Source organism: Isoptericola sp. b515, from assembly GCF_030588125.1.
Lineage (GTDB): Bacteria > Actinomycetota > Actinomycetes > Actinomycetales > Cellulomonadaceae > Isoptericola > Isoptericola sediminis.
Window position 1 is genome coordinate 787,931 of record NZ_JAUQYR010000001.1, and the last position, 17,893, is coordinate 805,823.

Here is a 17,893-nt window from a genome sequence, read left to right on the forward strand (position 1 = left end):
GGATCAGGTACGGGTTCCGACGATCGTCGCTCATACCAACCTGCCGATCTTCCTGTTCAGACTTCTGGCGTCACCGACGATCGCCTCGATGTAGTCGCGCAGGTCGCTGTCCGACACGAGGGGCCTCACCTCGTCGAGAAGGGTCTGGGTGTCGACGACGAACTCGCGCGCGGGACGGAGCAGTCGTGCGACGACCGCGAAGTCGACGCGATGGGACGGTGTCCTCCTCACACGTTCGAGGATCTGCTCGACCATGCCGCTGACCTCGTCGAACTGGCGGTGCCGGAATGCGGCATGTGCCGCGCCGAGCCCGTCACCTGCCATCGCCACGATCATCGCGAAACTCTCCCGTCGGTCGTCGTCGACCTCGTGGAGCTGGTCGCGGGCACCGCGGAGCCATGCGATGAACTTGGTGTTGGGCTCACCCTCATCGGGGTCGATCCTTTGCGTGACCGACCGGATGGTCAGGCACACCAGAGGAATCCTCTGCTCCGCGGCCAGTGGCACTCCCGCCTCCAGGATCGACATGCCGAAGTAGGCAGCGGCCGGCTCCTCGCTGTGGTCCATCATGAAGTCGACGAGCGACCCGACGAGCTGGTCGCGATCCAGCTCGAGCCACGGTTCGGCGTGCCCCCGTCGGAACTCGTCCGCGATCTGGTTGATGTACTCGTCGAGGCCCGCAGCCCTCGCCCTGAAGACCCGCACCGCGGACCTGTCACGATGAACGCCGAAGTCGTCGACCGACCTCGCGGAGAACCACTCGTCGTCATGGACGGCCAAGGTGCGGAGCAGCCTGACGTAGCGCTCGTCGGGGAGGTCTTCGGCGATCAGGCTGCGGAGAGCTCCGACGATCTCGGACGGCAACTCTTCGGTCCCGCCCTCCCAGGCGCGTTCGTCGGCGTCCTGCCAGAGGACGAGGGCTCGCTCCGCGGCCATGGCACGTTGGCGACCGCTTGTCGCGTCGTGAGCAAGCCTCACGAAACGGTCGATAGCTTGTTGGCGCTCGACGCCACTCGCCACAACGGCCGCGTTGGTGAGAAGTCCATGGGTGTATTCGCCCTCGAGCGCCTTGTCCAGGGCAGCCAGCGCGGCATCCGGCTCACCGTTGAGCCAGTGAACGCAAGCCAGGATGTTGAGCAGCTCGTCCCGGATCGCCTCACGCTGCGCCACTCGCAGTCCCTCGAGTGCCAGCGCTCTCGCCCTGCCCCAGTCCCACTCGAAGAGCGCCTGCCGCGCCTGCCGCAACGACGAGTACTCCGTGTACTTCCGACCGACGGTCGACGTCGGACGATCCGCCAGCACACCTCGTTCGACCAGCACGGCCCAGACGGTCGGGTCCTGGAGCAGCGCGTCCGGGGCTGCCGCTCCTTCACCACGCCCAAGCACATCGACAAGTGCTGTCAGGGTCGGGTCTCCACCGAGATCCTCCGGCGTGCGGGCGGCTCTCACAGCCTCGATCGCGTCGAACAGGATCTTGTCCGTACCGGACAGGTCGCTGCCCAGTCCCTTCTCCCCGACGACCGCTCGCCTGAAGATCTCGTGGGTGAAGCTCAGATCACGGACCTGCGCCGTCGTCAGCTCGTCGGGTCGGGTGCGGGCCATGACATAGGTCCGCAGGTCATGGCCGGTTGGCCCCACCGAGCCCCGCAGAGCAGACCCGTCGACGACCGCCACTCGCCCGTCGATCAGCTCGTCGATGATCGACACCGGGACCTGCGGCGGCACGGTGACCGTCGGCACGCCCTGGTGCCGGCCGTCTAGCAGTGCGAGCATCAGTGCCGCCCCCGATGTCCGCACCGGCCAGCGCGGGTCGCGCAGGGTCTGCAAGATCTGGTCACCGGCCTCGATCCACCCGGAAGAACGGAACTCCTCGGCCACCGATGCCGCTCGATCTCGGTGGCTTCCGGCACCATCGGCACCGGACAACAGCGCGGCCACGTCCTCGGTCAGCATCGAGGCGTCGAACCCGAACCGGGCCGCCACTCGCGTCCGGATACCCAGGGGCGCGGCTGGATCCCTGACGACGATCCTGGCGACGCTCGCCCATTCGGCGATGTCGTCCTTGTCGTGGATGATCTCGTAGGCGACTCGCCACGTGTCGATCGGCAAGGAGAAGCACTCGTCCGCTGTCAGCTCGAGCGCCTTGCGATCGAGAAGAACTCCGACGGCCTGACCCTGGTCGGCCAACAGGGCGTCGATCCGCCGCCGGATCACGTTCTGGACCTCGACGGACAGCCGAGTGACGGATTCCTTGCGGATGACGCTCCACAGGCGCCCGGCATGTGACCGCAGAGCGCGATCAGGGGCGACGATGAACAGAGCCTCCGAAAGCCTCTCCTCCGCGATCCATTCGGTACGACCGTCCGGCCAGACGATCTCACAGGAATGTCCGCCGTCGTGCTGGTCGAGCACCACGACCAGGTGCCGTCGGAACCCTCTCCTCAGACGGCGGACGGAAGCGACATTCCTGCCGCGCACAACGGGAGCCTCGACAGCCAATGCTGCATCGTCCTGCGGCATCTTTGACGCATCAAGCCGGACAGCCGGGTCAGTCATGGACGAACTCGCCGTCGATGATGTCCTCGTCGATCGGCACCGTCGGGGGCGCTCCGCAGTCGGCGTCCGGTCGAAGGTGGATGGGCATCTCGGCCGGCGCCGGCCCGAAGACCTTCTTCGTCGAGCGGACGGTGAACTGCGCGAACGCGGCATTGCCGCCCGCCCCGATGGCGGCGCCGATGCCGAACGGCACCGACTTTCCGAGCACGAGAATTCCCTGCTTCGTCCCGTACTTCGTCACGAAGTTGTGGCCGAGCACCTTGTTGACGTTCTTCAGAGCCTGGAGCGGCACACCCTCGACGACCTTCTTGCCCCAGTGGCCACCCACCTTGCCCGCGACCTTGTTGATGGCGGGGTTGGCGGAGTCCCCGAGCAGGATCCCGAGGAGCAAGGTGCGGCGCCGGACGACGTCCTCGGTCGGGATCCCGTGGACCTCGGCCACGGCGAGCACGTACGTGGTCGCGACGGTGGTGAAGGTCCCGGCATCGGCGACGGCCAGTGCCAGGCCCGCCGGGAGACCCACCGCGGGTGCGGCCGCCGCTCCTCCGGCTGCGGCTCCTGAGGCGCAGACGGCAGCGGTGAACTGTCGCCCCAGCAGCTTGATGACCTTCTCCGGGTCGGCGTCCGGGGCGCGGCGAACGGTCCCTCGGACGTGGGACAGGATCGCCGGCCGGCCGATCTGGACGGCCCTGTCCAGACCGGCGAGGAGCATCCGGGCGACCGCTTTGTGCTCTCCGGCGTCGTCGCTCACCGTTGCCATGAACACTCCTCGCGAATGGGGCATCTGAGAAGACGAACCTAGCGGTGAAGGGACCGTCCGTGACGCCACGGCGCGGGTGAAGTCTTGGCCGCACACCCCCGTCGACGTGCAGAGTTGCCCCGGGAGTCTGAAACGATGCGCAGGTGAGCGAGCTCCTCCCCGTCGTCCAAGCCGAGTCCCTGCGCACCGCCCTGCTGGAGTACCTGGGCACGACGTTCGCTCTCGCCGACGCCAGCACCCGTGCCTCGCTCGAGGAGTTCCTCGCCTCGCCGACGACGGGCCTCTTCCGCGGCCCGTACGTGCGCCTGCGGCTGCCCTTCCGCCCGGCCGAAGACGGCTGGCGCGACACCCTCGACTGGTACGGCGGCTATCCCACCCCCTACGGCCACCAGGCGGCCGCGTTCCGACGGCTGTCCTCCCTCGGTCCGGACGGGTCGATGCGCCGTCCGGAGCCCACCCTCGTCACCACGGGCACGGGGTCCGGCAAGACGGAGTCGTTCCTCTACCCGATCCTCGACCACGTGCTGCGCGCCCGCCGCGCCGGGACCCCGGGCACCAAGGCGATCATCCTGTACCCGATGAACGCCCTGGCGAACGACCAGGCGAAGCGCCTCACGGAGCTCCTCACCGGCGACCCGGACCTCCGGGCGGTCACCGCGGCCCTCTACACGGGCCAGCAGGGGCCGGACCGCTCCAAGGTCTCCGCCGCCGGGCTCATCACCGACCGGGCTGTCATCCGGGACACCCCGCCCGACATCCTGCTCACCAACTACAAGATGCTCGACCAGCTCCTGCTCCGGGACACGGACGCGAAGATCTGGTCGGCCTCCGCACGGTCGCTGCAGTACCTCGTGCTCGACGAGTTCCACACCTACGACGGCGCCCAGGGCACCGACGTCGCGATGCTGATCCGCCGCCTCGGCCTGGCGCTCAAGGCCCACTGGCCGGCCGCGCCCGACGCGCGGACCGCCGCCGGGCTGACGGAGGACGACGCCGACCGGCCGCTCGGCACGGTCACCCCCGTGGCGACGTCGGCGACCCTCGGGGACAAGGGCGATCCGTCGGCGATGCTCGACTTCGCCCGCACGGTGTTCGGCGAGGACTTCACCGAGGACGCCGTGGTCACCGAGTCGCGGCTCTCGCTTGCCGAGTGGGTGGGCGACGCCGCGCGGTCTGTCGCCGACCGCGGGCTCGCTCCCATCGATCCCGAGCCGCTGGTGGTCGACGCCCTCGGCGCGGACCTCGGCGGCTGGACGGGTCACGACCTCCCCCACCTGCGCGACGTCGAGCCGGACGCCCTGACCCGCACCGTCGTGGCCCACCTGTACCGCGAGCGCCCCGAGCGCGCGAAGGACGACGACGTCGTCGAGCCCGGGTGGCCGCGTCCCGACCTGACGACCGAGACCGACGAGGGCCTGCTCACGCTGCTCAAGGCGCACCCGCTGGTGCAGCGTCTCGTGGAGGCGACCGGCGACGCCGCCGACCTCGCCGAGCTGCCGCCGATCCTGACGAAGCACTTCGGGGATCCGGCCCGGGCCCCGCGCGCCGAGGCGTTCCTCGCCGCCGTCCTCTCCGCGCTGTCCCACCTGCGCACGGCGGTCGGGCGGTCTGCTCTCTCCGTCGACGTCCACCTGTGGATCCGCGAGCTCACCCGCCTCGACCGCACCACCGCGGGGGTGGCGCAGTTCAGCTGGCAGGACGACGGCGTCGCGACCGACCCGAACGTCGAGGCCGACGACGGGAGCCGCACGTTCCCCGCCCTGTTCTGCCGCCACTGCGGCCGGTCCGGCTGGGGCGTCACCCTGGCCCCGACCGGCACGGATCTGGACACCCACGACCGCGACATCCGGGGGCGACACCTGCGCGGCGACGACCGCTTCCGCGCCCTGGTCCACGCCCCGGCCGAGGGCGAGCGCGCGGAGAGCGGCGAGTCGGTCGAGAACCTGTGGTGGTTCCTCGTCGAGCAGCGGCGCCTTGTCTCCGCACCGCCCTCCGAGGACGACGCGGACGGCGGGGTCCTGCCCGTCCTCGCGCACCGCATGGACGACACCGGCGGCAAGCCCTCGAAGGACGACGACTGCCCCTCCTGCGGGCAGCGCGACGGCATCCGGTTCCTCGGCTCCGCCATCGCGACGCTGCTGTCGGTGTCGCTGTCGAGCCTGTTCGGCACGGCCGGTCTCGACGCCGCCGAGAAGAAGGCACTCGTCTTCACCGACTCCGTGCAGGACGCCGCCCACCGGGCCGGATTCGTCCAGTCGCGGTCGCACGCCCTGACGCTGCGCGCGGTGCTGCGCCACGCCGTCGGCGATGACGCCGTCGACCTGGACACCCTCGTCGACCGGGTGATCGCCGCGGCGGGCGACGACCGCAGGAAGCGCTACCGCCTGCTCCCGCCGGACCTCGCCGAGCGGGAGAAGTTCGCCGCCTTCTGGCAGGCCGAGACCTGGGCCAAGGTGCACCACTCGGTTCGCAGGCGGGTCCGGCGCCGGCTGCTGCTCGACGTGCTCCTCGAGCACGGCCTGCGCTCCGCCGTCGGCCGCACGCTGGAGGCCACGGGCACCGTCGTCGCCGAGGTCCGGGCCGAGCCCGAGGTCCTGCTCACCGCCGCGCGCAGCACGCTCGCCGAGGTCGACCGCCAGGGTGTCCTCAAGGGCTTCGAACCCACGGAGGCCGAGCTGGTCGCCTGGGTGCGCGGCGTGCTCGAGCACATGCGCACCCGCGGCGCGATCGAGCACGAGTGGTTCCAGAAGTTCCGCGAGGAGGACGGCAACCGGTGGTGGATCACCGGCGGCCGACGGCGCCACGAGGGCATGCCCGGGTTCGGCAAGGGGTCCAGCGCCCCGTCCTTCCCCCGGGTCGGCGGCTCCGTCAGCGGCACGGCCGGCAAGGGCCGGACCGGCGGCGAGGACCTCGAACCCGTGGCCTCACCGCGCGGCTGGTACGCGACGTGGACGGTCAAGTGCCTGCTCACCGACACCTCCGAGGCCGCGACCCTCGCCCGGCTGCTGCTCAAGCACCTCGCCCGGCTCGACGTCGTCGGGTCGCTGCTGAGCTCCTCCGGGGCCACGACCTACCACCTGGCCCCGCACGACGTCGTCGTGCAGGGCGCCGCCCTCGACGCCCTCCTCGGTGGGGAGCTGTGCCTGGAGTGCACCGACTGCGGCTCGCAGACGCCCGGGGGTGCCACCGTCGTCGCCCAGCTCGACGGCGCCCCGTGCCTCGTCGCGCGCTGCACCGGGCGGATGCGCCGCCACGCCCTCGCGCACAACTTCTACCGCGGCATGTACGGCGACTCCGACCCGGCGCGCGTCGTGGCCCGCGAGCACACCTCCATGCTCGAGGACGAGGTCCGGCTCGCCTACGAGACCGCGTTCAAGTCCGCCGACCCGGAACCCGACGCCCCGAACGTGCTGGTCGCCACCCCGACGCTCGAGATGGGCATCGACATCGGCGACCTGTCGACCGTCATGCTCTCCTCCCTGCCGCGCTCCGTCGCCTCCTACCTGCAGCGCGTCGGGCGCGCGGGCCGCCTGACCGGCAACGCCCTGGCCCTCGCCTACGTCACCGCCCGAGGCGACCAGCTGCCGAGGTTCTCCGACCCCTCCTCGGTGGTCAACGGCGCCGTCCGGCCGCCGGCCACGTACCTCGACGCCGAGGAGATCCTGCGCCGCCAGTACGCCGCCTCGATCGCCGACGAGCTCGCGCGCCGGCCCGACGCGCCGCACCCGCGCACCGCGCAGGACGCCCTCGGGTCGAGCGAGCCCGGGTCGTTCCTCGGCGACCTCGTCACCGTCGCCGAGACGGAGGGTCCGGTGCTGCTCGACCGGTTCCTCGACGGCTTCGACGAGGTGTCCGACGCCGTGAAGGACCGGCTGCGCACCTGGGCGCTGCCGTCCGTGGACGCGACCTCCGGCGAGGCCGTGCCCTCGGGGCTGGCGGCCCGCGCGCACGCCGCGTCGATCGAGTGGCGGACCCGCCTGGAGGCGCTCGCCCACCGGGAGCAGGAGATCCAGAAGGCGATCAACGCCCCCGACGGCCTGCGGATCAAGGCCGACTCCCCCGCCGCGACCAGCGACGACGAGCGGGCGCTGCGCACCGCCCAGGCGGCGCTGCGCCTCACCCAGCACCAGCGCGGCCGGGCGGCGTCCGAGCACTGGGTCGGCGTGCTCGAGGAGCACGGCCTGCTGCCCAACTACACGCTGCTCGACGACTCCGTGGCCCTCGAGGTCTCGCTGTCCTGGATCGACCCGGAGACCACCGAGTTCCGCGACGAGCACCTCGAGCTCAACCGGGGGTCGGCCCAGGCCCTGCGCGACTTCGCCCCCGGATCGACCTTCTACGCCCGCGGGTACGCGATCGCCATCGACGCGCTCGACCTCGGGCGCGACGACGACGCCGTGCGCACCTGGGCCTGCTGCCCCGCCTGCGGGTTCTCCGCCGACGTCACGGACGCCGGCGGTCCCGGGGCCGAGCCCGCCCCGACGACGTGCCCCCGCTGCGGCGACCACGGCATCGCCGACGTCGCCCAGCAGGTCGAGGTGGTCGAGCTGAAGCGCGTCTCGTCGGTCATCCGCCGCGAGGAGGCCACGATCGACGACCGCAGCGACGAGCGGGACCGCGAGCGGTACACGATCCGCACCCTCGCGGACGTCGACCCGGACGACGTCGCGCGTCAGTGGTTCGTCGAGGACCACGGGTTCGGCGCCCGCTACCAGCGGCAGATGACCATCCGCTGGCTCAACCTCGGCAAGGCCTCGGCCCAGGGGGCGACGGTCCAGCTGGCCGGCCAGCCGCACGACGTCGCGAAGTTCCGCGTGTGCGAGCGGTGCGGCAAGCTCGACACCTCCACCGGGGCCAACCGGGCCTCCGAGCACCGGCCCTGGTGCCCGCTGCGCCGGGCGAACGAGGAGCAGGTCCGCACGGTCGCGCTCGCCCGGTCCCTGACGACGGAGGGTCTGGTGCTGCGCCTGCCCGAGTCGGTGACGCTCGGCGACGACTTCTCCCTGCCGTCGCTGCGGGCCGCCCTGCTGCTCGCGCTGCGGATCCGGATCGGCGGCGACCCGGACCACCTCGAGGTCACGACCGTCGTGGACCCCAGCCCCGCGGCCGGTCGGCCCGCCGAGGCGCTGCTGCTGCACGACGTCGTGCGCGGCGGCACCGGCTACCTCGCCGAGCTCGCCGACCACGAGGTCGTGTGGACGATGCTGCGCGACGCCTGGGCCCACCTGGAGGACTGCCGCTGCCAGCAGGACGGCCGGCTCGCCTGCGAGCACTGCCTCCTGCCCCACGCCGGGCTGCACGAGGTCGACCGGGTCTCGCGCGCCGCGGCCGCCCGGCACCTCAAGGCGATCCTGCTCGGACGGTCGCAGGTCGCCGCGGAGGACGAGGTCCCGACGTCGAGCCCGTGGACGGTCACCGTCGACGAGCCCGCGCGGACCGACCCCGAGTCGCACATCGAGCTCCTGTTCCGCCAGGTGCTGCGCGAGCGGCTGGAGCAGCTGGGCGCCACGCTCACCGAGAAGCCCGGGCCCAACGGCAGCACCTGGTCGGTCACCATGCCGGGCGGGGCGCACTGGCGCCTCGAGCCGCAGGTGCTCGTGACCGACGCCGGCACGCGGCCCGACTTCGTGCTGCGCAGCGACCGCCCCGGCATCCCGCCGACGGCGATCTTCACCGACGGCTGGCGGTACCACGCCTCCCCGGCGGCTAACCGGTTAGCCGACGACTCCCGCAAGCGTCAGGCGCTGCGCCAGATCGGCTACCAGGTGCTCGCCTTCACGTGGGACGACCTGGACGGGGCCGGCGACGCCGTCGAGGTCCCGTGGCTGCACCCGCAGGCGACGGCGGCGGTGCTCAGCGAGGCCAAGGACCAGCTCTCGCCCGCGATGCTCGGCCTCGTCACCCGCCCCGCGCTCGAGCTGCTGCTCGACTGGGTGCAGCGTCCCGACGTCGAGGGACGGCGTCGGCTGGCGCGGTGGATGCCGATGCTCGCCGCCCCGTCGCTCACCGGCGGCGTCATCTCGACCGACGTCGGCATCGACCAGGTCGCGCTCGACGTGCTCGACGGCTCCCCGCTCCCGCCGGGCACCAAGTTCGGCGGCGTCTGGCGCCAGGGCTCGCTGGCGATCGGCGTGCGCGACTTCGCGCTCGGGGCGTACGAGATCGGCGTCGTCCTGGACGACGCCGACGACGCCCTCGGCCCGGACCACCGGGACTCGTGGCGGGAGTGGCTGCGCCTGTCCAACCTGCTGAACTTCCGCGACGACCTGCCGCTCAGCGTCGTCACCCGCTCGGGGCTCGAGGGCACGGAGGCACCGGTCGGGGCGGCCGGCGAGGCCGCGAGCGCCGCCGAGGAGGCGAGCCGCGTCGAGGACGCCCTCCGGACCAGCCTCGAGAACCATCCCTCGTGGCGGCAGGCGGCTCGTCTCGCGACCTCGGCCGAGCACGACCTGCTGGTCGGGATCCTCGACCTCGCGGGGCTCGGCGTCGAGGCGCCGACCATCGGTGACGAGGTCGGCGACGGCGTCCCGCTCTCGCTCACGTGGCCCGACCGCAAGGTGACCGTGCGGTCCGACGATCTCGACCCGACGACCACCGCCGAGCTCGTCGCCGAGGGCTGGACCGTCCTCGACCCCGACGCCGACACCATCCGCGCGGCCCTGAGCCGCTGACCCGGAAGAAGCACCACCGATGCCGCAGATCATCCTCGGACCGTCGTTCGGCAAGCTCGACGGCGCCGTGCGCAAGGCCGCGTTCGCGTTCCTCGAGAAGCTCCAGGAGAGCGACGCCACCCCCGGCCTCCACATCGAGCCGATCAACGGGTCCGCCGACTCCCGCATCCGTACCGGGCGGGTCAACGACTTCTGGCGGGCCGTCCTCGTCAAGGTCCAGGGCCAGGCCGCCGAGGCCCACTACGTCTACCTGGGCACCTACCCGCACGACGAGGCGATCTCGTACGCGAAGAACGCCGTGGTGCGCATCAACCCGCGCAACGGCATCGCCGAGCTCGTCAAGGCCGACCAGCTCGTCGAGCCGACGCTCGAGGAGCGGGTCACCCAGGTCCCGAGCAAGCCCAAGCCGAAGCCGGACGACGTCGACCTCACGACGTACCCGCTGCTGCAGACCCAGGGCATCGCGGTCGCGGATCTCCTCGACCTGGGCATCGACACGGACACGGCGGTCGACGCCGTGACGGCGGAGACCGAGGACCAGATGCTGGCCGTGGCCCAGCGGGCCCCGGCGGCCTGGCAGGGGGACGCCCTGCTGGACCTGTCCATCGGCACGGGGCTCGCGGCGGTCAAGGAGAAGCTCGGGCTCACCGCGCCCCCGGTCACCCCCGACCCGCGCAGCGACGAGCAGCTCCTCGACGCGCTCAAGCAGCCCGCCGCCCGGATGGACTTCGCGTTCATCGAGGACGACGCCGAGCTGCGCGCGGCGATCGAGGACGACGACTTCGGGCGGTGGCGGGTGTTCCTGCACCCGGAGCAGCGCGACTACGCGTTCCGGCCCCGCAACGGCGCCTTCCGGCTCTCCGGCGGTGCCGGCACCGGCAAGACCGTGGTGCTGCTGCACCGGGCCCGGCACCTCGCCCGGGCGAACCCCCAGGCCCGGGTCGTCCTGACCACCTTCAACAAGACGCTCGCCGCCTCGCTCGCCGAGACGCTGCGGATGCTCGACCCGTCGGTGCCGATCGCCGAGGCCCCCGGCGACCCCGGCGTCCACGTCGCCGGCGTGGACGCGCTGGCGCGCCGCGTCCTGGCCCGAGCCGAGGGGAAGCACTCGGCGTCCCAGGCGTGGGGAGAGACCGTCGCGTCCGTGCTCGGCCCGCGGTCGCCCTACGTCCTCGGCGTCACCACAGCCGCGCGGTGGGACGCCGCGATCTCGAGCGCCGGGTCCGATCTCCCGGCCGAGCTGCGCAGCCAGACCTTCTTCGTCGCCGAGTACTCGACCGTCGTCGTGCCGAACCGGATCGTGAGCCGCGACGACTACCTGCGGGTGCGGCGCCCGGGGCGCGGCGTCCCGCTGACCCGCGCCCACCGCGTCGCCGTGTGGGACGTCATCGAGGCCTACCGCGCCTCGGCCGACGCGGCCGGCTCCACCGACTGGGACGAGAAGGCGATGATCGCCGCGGCGCACCTCGACACCGTCGCGGCGGGGGGCGGCGACCGGCTCGCCGACCACGTCCTCGTCGACGAGGCCCAGGATCTCGCACCGGCCAAGCTGGTGTTCCTGCGGTCGCTCGTCGCCCCGGGCCCCGACGACCTCTTCCTCGCCGAGGACTCCCAGCAGCGCATCTACGGCCAGAAGATCGTGCTGTCCCGGTACGGCATCAACGTGCGGGGACGCTCCCGGCGCCTGACCCTCAACTACCGCACCACCGCGCAGGTGCTGCACTACGCCGTCGGCGTGCTGGCCGGCGAGGGATGGGTCGACATGGAGGCCGAGGACGCCTCGGCCAACGGGTACCGCTCGGCACGCTCCGGTCCGACCCCGCACGAGGTCGGGGTGACCTCCCTGGTCGACGAGTACGAGCGGACCGGCGACCTGGTGCTCGGCTGGCTCGAGCAGGGCGACGCCCCGGAGACGATCGGTGTGCTGGTGCGGACCCGGACCCTCGGCGACAAGGTGGTCCACGCCCTCAGCGAGCGCGACGTCAAGGCCAAGTTCGTCCAGGACGACGCCACCGCCGGTACCGGGAGCGTGCTCGTCATGACGATGCACCGGTCCAAGGGCATGGAGTTCAAGCGGGTCGTGCTCTTCGGCGTCTCCCCCGACGAGACCGGCTGGGGCGTCGGGCTCTCCTCGCTGCCCGAGGCCGACCGCGCGGACGCCGAGCTGCGCGAGCGGTCCCTGCTGTACGTCGCGGCCACGCGGGCGCGGGACGAGCTGGCCGTGCTGTGGAACGGGCGGCGGAGCGAGCTGCTGCCGGGGGCGGCGGAGGGCGCCTCCGTGACCGCGGACCGGTGACCCACCGTGCGCCCGTCGGGAGCCGGGGACCGACAGGGTGATTTCTGCTGGTCACCGGCTGGATCCGGTCTCGACGGAACTATCCTGAAGAGGTGTCCTTGCAGGTGAGGAGAGTTGCGGGCCTCGGGCGCCGCCGGCGCCTCACGGGGTGCGGGGCGGCGGCGTGCCTGGTCGCTGCCGTCGTGGCCGGATGCAGCATCACGATCAACAATCCGCCTGTCGACCCCTCCGGCACGCCGTCCCCCGTGGCCGCCGAGTCGACCCCGGCGAGCGAGCCCGCACCCGAACCCGCGCCCGAGACCGACTGGCCCGACGTGATCGAGTCCGTCAGGTCGGGCGTGGTGCTGATCGAGAGCACGGCGTGCCTCGGCGCAGGGACCGGCTCCGGCTTCCTCGTGGCACCGGACCTGGTCCTGACGGCGGCGCACGTCGTGGACGGGTCGCAGGACGTGACGATCCAGGCCGCTGAGGGAGCGCGTACCGGCGAGGTGATGGGGATCGACACGGCAGGAGACCTCGCGCTGGTGCGGGTCGACCGGGCCCTGAGGGGTCACGTGTTCGAGCTGTCAGCCGGTGCACCGCGCCAAGGAGAGGAGATCCTCGGGCTCGGATATCCGTTCGGCACCCGGAACCTGGTCACGACCGACGGCAGGATCTCCGGGATCGACCAGCCCGTGATGACGGAGACGGTCCGCCGTGCGGACATGATCCAGACCGATGCCGGCCTCAACCCGGGGAACAGCGGTGGTCCGGTCGTCCTTCACGACGGGACGGTCGTCGGGATCGTGTCGGCCGGGATCGCGGAGGCGAACGTCACGAACTTCGCGGTGCCGGCGAGCGCGGCCGCGGCGCACGTGGAGACATGGCGGGAGGCCACCTCTCCGATCGACTTCGCGCCCTGCGATGTCGACGACCCCATGATCCCGACGTCGTTCGTCTCCATCGCGACGAGCGACCCGGGCGCCATGGAGGTCGCCGACCTCATCGACATCCACGGACGCGCGATCAACGCGCGTGACTTCGCCGCCGCCTACGCCGACTTCACTCCCAAGATGCAGGAGTACCTCGGGGACCCGGACGACTGGGCCAGCAGGTTCGGCGACGTGCAGTGGGTCGGTGCACGGGTGATCGCCGTCGAGACGCGGAGCGACGGTGCCTATCTGGCCGACGTCGAGCTCGCGCGCATCGGCGACCCACGCGTGGACGGCGAGTGCTTCGTCTGGACGAAGCACTACGTCATCAAGGAAGCGGGCGGGTTGAAGATCGGATGGGTCGAGGACCGGGCAGATCCGTACCCCTGCGACGGCTGGTAGAGCACCATCCGGGAAGCCCGCCTCACCACTCGTTCGTATGACTTGTGCCATCGGGCTCACGGAACTCGACGGTCGCGGAGCATCCATCGAGCGGCCGGATGCCAGCGGGGACTTGTACGGTCCTCTCCCATCGTCGAATGTCCCCACCGATGAGGACTGCGTGGGCGAGCTCGAGTTGCTCGACGGGTTCGTCCCGCGAACCATCGAAGTGGATCCGCATGACCGGAGAGGCGAGCTGAACACGTGCACGGATGCCGGTGATCGGGAATCGCCCCGGATTGGACACCGAGAGCTCCAGCTTCCACACGGTCGGGCCCCGTTCCACACCGGTCGGTGTCTCCAGGCTCCGCCAGGTGACCGCCACGCCCTTCGTCTCCAGCTCGCGCTCCCGTCGCCGGTCACGCCTGATCTGCTGGAGCTGCACCACTGCAGAGATTGCGGCGACCGCAACCGCGAAGGTAGCGATCACGTTGAAGATGCGTTCGATCTCGTCCCAACCCACGTGAACCTCCTCGGAGCGCAATCGCCCGCCGACGAAAATCATCCTCCGCCTTCTCACGCCACTTCCGCCCGTCGAAGATTCCACACTCGGGATGGAGGCCGTGAATGGTCTCGCGCATATGCCTGACGGCCTCCTGCTCAGTACGGTGACAGTGCACTCAGCGACGAGGAGATCCATGTCTGCCACCCGGATGCCCTACCCCACGGCTCAGCCGATCTACGAGGCCATGGCACGATGGCGTGACGTCGCCCTCCTCGACGACCGCTCGTTGTTCTCGGGCGAGCCCGGATCGACGCTGGCGGACGGCGAAGCCCTCGTCCGCGACTTCGTCCGACGGCCCGACACGGGCTCGGGCGACTTCCTGACCAAGCTCCGGTCCCAGCTGACCGGATCGCCGCACGGAGCGGTGCAGCTCGCCGCGGAGCTTCTCTACATCCACCTCCTGATCGCCCGACCCGAGTCAGTCGGTGGCTCGAGGAAGCGACAGATCATCAAGACCGTCGTCGACTTCCGGGACGGTCTCCACGACGTCCCGGGCGACCTCGCCGGAGCGCTCGACGCGGGCCTCGTCCAGACCGGCACGGCGTTCGGCACCTATCGCTGGAAGCTCTTCGCGACGCTCGTCGAGGCCTTCGTCTCGCTCAAGCGTCTTCCGGTCCCTGAGCGCGAACGGGTTCTCGCGGACCCGGACGCCTTCGTCAGCCTGCTCGAACCGATCGACGACAGCGAGGGCGGGCACATCCAGAAGTTCGCGCTGGAGCACCTGCTCTTCCCCGACACGTTCCCTCCGGCCATCAGCCAGGCCGCCCGTGCAGCCATGGTCAAGCGCTGGCCCGACGCCGCTGTCGGCACCAGCGAGCCGCGTCGTCTCGCCAACCTCGTCCAGGAGCTCGCGAGGCAGACAGGCGACCCGGAGCAGTTCGTCGAGCTGTGGAACGCTCCCTGGTTGTGGCAGTGGTCCAGCCCTTCGGAGGCATGGGAGCGCGCCGGCGCGTGGTTCCGGTGGTTCGCCCAGCGCGTCGACCTCGTCGCCGTCGAGCGGGACTACAAGCTCGAGGACGTCGAGAGGCTGCGTGCGCTACGAGCCTCTGTGGACAGCGGGGGCGAGTGGCAACCGCTCCTCAAGCGAGCCCTGCGGGGCACCAACCTCGTCGACTTCCGGCCGGCCAACGAGCTGCTCGCCTGGGCGGAGAAGGATCCTGAGGCGGTCTCGCGCACCCTGAGCACTCTCTGGGCGGCGGAGCCGGCGCCTGCGCTCGACGGCTTCGCCGACGCGTTGCCGTCCGGTGTGATGTCCCAGCGCGGTTCCCGCCTGAGCATCTCGTCCTTCCTGCGGATGGCGGTGGACCCGACCGGCGCTCCGGTCTGGCGATCCCGTTACGTCGCCGCGTTCTCGAGGCTCACGGGATTCCGGACACCGGCACCGAACGCCCCGGACAGCGAGGTCTACGACACCTTCCTCGCCCTGCTGGATCTGGTCACCGAGATCGCGGGCCGGCACGAGGTCGCGCTCCGGGACCGGCTCGACGCCCAGGGGCTCCTGTGGACCGCCGTGGCGGTCGAACCCGACCCGTCCTGGTCGCCCGCGGAGCGCACGGCGGTGGAACAGTGGCGCAGCGGCAAGAAGACCGACCCGCCCGCGCCCGTCCGGGTCGACGACGTCGTCGTGGAAGGCGCCGCCGAACCCCCGGACGTCTCGCTGGAGGAGCTCGCGGCGGAGCTCTACCTGGACCCGGGCTTCCTCGACGACATCAGTGCGCTGCTCGCCGACCGCCGGCAGGTGATCCTCACCGGGAACCCGGGGACCGGCAAGACGTTCGTGGCGCGGCGCCTGGCCGCCTGGCTCGCGGGCGACGACGAGCGGGTCGGGCTGGTCCAGCTGCACCCCTCCTACTCCTACGAGGACTTCGTCGAGGGGTACCGTCCGACCCCGGAGGGCGGCTTCGGGCTGCGTCCGGGGCCGTTGCGGGCCATCGCCGAACGGGCGGAAGCGGACCGCGAGCACACCTACGTCCTGCTGATCGACGAGCTCAACCGGGGGAACATCGCCCGCGTCTTCGGCGAGCTGTACTTCCTGCTCGAGTACCGCGACCACAGCGTGCAGCTCATGTACTCGAACGAGCCCTTCTCCCTGCCGAAGAATCTCTTCGTGCTCGGCACCATGAACAGCGCGGACCGATCCATCGCGCTGCTCGACACGGCGCTGCGCCGGCGCTTCTCGTTCGTCGACTTCGATCCGAGGCAGGGCCCGGTGGCCCGTGTGCTCCCCGAGTACCTCGCGGCCCGGCACCCCGACCTGCGGTGGGTCGCCGACGTCGTCGATCGCGCCAACGAGGTTCTGGATGACCCGCTGGCGTCGATCGGCCCGAGCCACTTCCTGCGGGACGACCTGGACGCGGCGCTGGTCGAGCGCATCTGGACCTACGACGTCCTGCCCACGCTCCGGGAACACCTCTACGGCAGCCCGGAGATGCTCGATCAGCTGACGCTGGACGCGCTGCGCCCTTCGTCGACGGTCGAGGCGGACGCGGATGCCGACGACCACGCCTGAGGTCCACCACCTCACGGAGTGGACCACTGACGACATCGAGTGCAGCCTCGACGTCGTCGCGCTCCTGCAGGACGTGTTCCGGGCCGACGTGTCACCCCGGCGGTCGGCCGACGGGTCGCCCGTCTGGCGCGTCCGCCCGTCCGGCGTGGTCGGGATCGCCCGGACGGACGACGTCGTCGTGGTCGTGCGGCCCCGGATACCCGTCGAGAACGTGCTCCGGCTCGCCGGCGCCTCCGCGACACCCTGGCACGACGACGCGGCACCGGCCGGCGCCGTCGCCGACCTTCACCTCGCTCTCGCGAGACTCTTCGTCCGCACGGTCGAGCGGACCCTCGGTGAGGGCGTGCTCCGCGGCTACCGGCAGCAGCGGGAAGACCTCCTCACCGTGCGCGGTCGCATCGACCTCGCCGAGCAGATCCGGCGCCGACCGGGACGCAACCTCCCCCTCGCCGTGAGCTACGAGGAGCACGACGAGGACGTGCTGGAGAACCGACTGATCAAGTCAGCCGCCGTCGCGCTCCAGCGCCTCCGTTTCGACGACGAGCCCGTGCGGCGGGGCCTGCACCGCATCGTCATGACCCTGCAGGGAGTCACGGCCGAGCCCGCCACCCAGCCCCACGAGGTGCTCTGGACCAGACTCAACGAGAGATACCGGCCGGCCGTCGGCCTGGCGCAGCTGGTGCTCGACGGCACCGGGATCGACCTCACCGTCGGCGGCGTGGCCGCCCAGACCCTCACGCTGCCGATGCACGAGATCTTCGAGGACTTCCTGGCCCATGAGCTCGGCCGCCGTCTCGGGGAGCGCGGCGGACGGGTCTATCCACAGGATGTGCGCTGGACGCTGGACGCCGACCGTACGGTCGGGCTACGGCCTGACCTCGTGTGGGACCAGGAGGGTCACCCTGTCGCCGTCGTCGACGCGAAGTACCAGAGGGTCGGTCCCCGTGACACCCACGGCGACAACGCCTACCAGCTCCTCGCCTACTGCACGGCGCTGGGGCTTCCCGAGGGCCACCTCGTCTACGCGGAAGCCGTCGGGCCGATTCCTCCACCGCTCCGGGTCGTCCGCGGCGGCCCCACGATCCACCTCCACGCGCTCGACCTCGCGGCGCCGTTCGCGGAGGTCATGGCGCAGCTCGACGGCATTGCGCGTGTCATCGCCTCCAAGGGGCCTCCCGTGGCGGCACGCACCTCGCCCGGCGTGGCCGCCGCTCCGGGCGCATAGTCGAGGGAGTGCTGGACGC

The 17,893-nt window shown here is 71.5% G+C and carries 8 protein-coding genes; 5 read left to right on the top strand and 3 right to left on the bottom strand.

The features are described from left to right. Positions 1-30: 30 nt before the first annotated feature. A complete protein-coding gene (locus Q6350_RS03610; RefSeq protein WP_305065263.1) occupies positions 31-2,556 on the bottom strand; it encodes a hypothetical protein in 2,526 nt (841 codons plus the stop codon). Then, positions 2,549-3,316 carry a hypothetical protein gene (locus tag Q6350_RS03615; protein ID WP_305065264.1) on the bottom strand — a complete coding sequence of 256 codons (768 nt, stop codon included), beginning with the start codon at positions 3,314-3,316 and terminating at the stop codon, positions 2,549-2,551. Before Q6350_RS03615 ends, Q6350_RS03610 begins: the two co-directional genes overlap by 8 nt. A 143-nt stretch (positions 3,317-3,459) precedes the next feature. Here Q6350_RS03615 and Q6350_RS03620 point away from each other — a divergent pair, with 143 nt between their 5' ends. From Q6350_RS03620 to Q6350_RS03630, 3 genes are all read left to right on the top strand, one after another. Continuing rightward, positions 3,460-9,987 carry a DEAD/DEAH box helicase gene (locus Q6350_RS03620; RefSeq protein ID WP_305065266.1) on the top strand — a complete coding sequence of 2,176 codons (6,528 nt, stop codon included), beginning with the start codon at positions 3,460-3,462 and terminating at the stop codon, positions 9,985-9,987. A 19-nt stretch (positions 9,988-10,006) separates the two neighbouring features. Next, complete coding sequence (locus Q6350_RS03625; RefSeq protein WP_305065268.1) at positions 10,007-12,283, top strand: 3'-5' exonuclease; 2,277 nt, start codon at positions 10,007-10,009, stop codon at positions 12,281-12,283. A 92-nt stretch (positions 12,284-12,375) separates the two neighbouring features. After that, positions 12,376-13,596: a S1C family serine protease gene (locus tag Q6350_RS03630; protein WP_305065270.1), complete on the top strand. Its 1,221-nt coding sequence runs from the start codon at positions 12,376-12,378 to the stop codon at positions 13,594-13,596. A gap of 22 nt (positions 13,597-13,618) precedes the next feature. Here Q6350_RS03630 and Q6350_RS03635 read toward each other — a convergent pair whose 3' ends face one another. Next, positions 13,619-14,140 (bottom strand): hypothetical protein, encoded by a 522-nt coding sequence (locus Q6350_RS03635; RefSeq protein ID WP_305065272.1) that lies wholly within the window; start codon positions 14,138-14,140, stop codon positions 13,619-13,621. A 133-nt stretch (positions 14,141-14,273) separates the two neighbouring features. Between Q6350_RS03635 and Q6350_RS03640 the strand changes: the two genes are divergently transcribed. Both Q6350_RS03640 and Q6350_RS03645 read left to right on the top strand, forming a co-directional pair. Continuing rightward, positions 14,274-16,649 (top strand): McrB family protein, encoded by a 2,376-nt coding sequence (locus Q6350_RS03640; RefSeq protein WP_305065274.1) that lies wholly within the window; start codon positions 14,274-14,276, stop codon positions 16,647-16,649. Beyond that, positions 16,630-17,874 carry an McrC family protein gene (locus Q6350_RS03645; RefSeq protein ID WP_305065276.1) on the top strand — a complete coding sequence of 415 codons (1,245 nt, stop codon included), beginning with the start codon at positions 16,630-16,632 and terminating at the stop codon, positions 17,872-17,874. The genes Q6350_RS03640 and Q6350_RS03645 overlap by 20 nt, the downstream gene beginning before the upstream one ends. Positions 17,875-17,893 lie beyond the last annotated feature (19 nt).

Excerpts from the sequence above, each read along its gene's own strand:
- Q6350_RS03610 (WP_305065263.1), bottom strand. The coding sequence starts at position 2,556 with ATGACTGACCCGGCTGTCCGGCTTGATGCGTCAAAGATGCCGCAGGAC.
- Q6350_RS03615 (WP_305065264.1), bottom strand. The coding sequence starts at position 3,316 with ATGGCAACGGTGAGCGACGACGCCGGAGAGCACAAAGCGGTCGCCCGG.
- Q6350_RS03625 (WP_305065268.1), top strand. The coding sequence starts at position 10,007 with ATGCCGCAGATCATCCTCGGACCGTCGTTCGGCAAGCTCGACGGCGCC.
- Q6350_RS03635 (WP_305065272.1), bottom strand. The coding sequence starts at position 14,140 with ATGATTTTCGTCGGCGGGCGATTGCGCTCCGAGGAGGTTCACGTGGGT.
- Q6350_RS03640 (WP_305065274.1), top strand. The coding sequence starts at position 14,274 with ATGTCTGCCACCCGGATGCCCTACCCCACGGCTCAGCCGATCTACGAG.
- Q6350_RS03645 (WP_305065276.1), top strand. The coding sequence starts at position 16,630 with ATGCCGACGACCACGCCTGAGGTCCACCACCTCACGGAGTGGACCACT.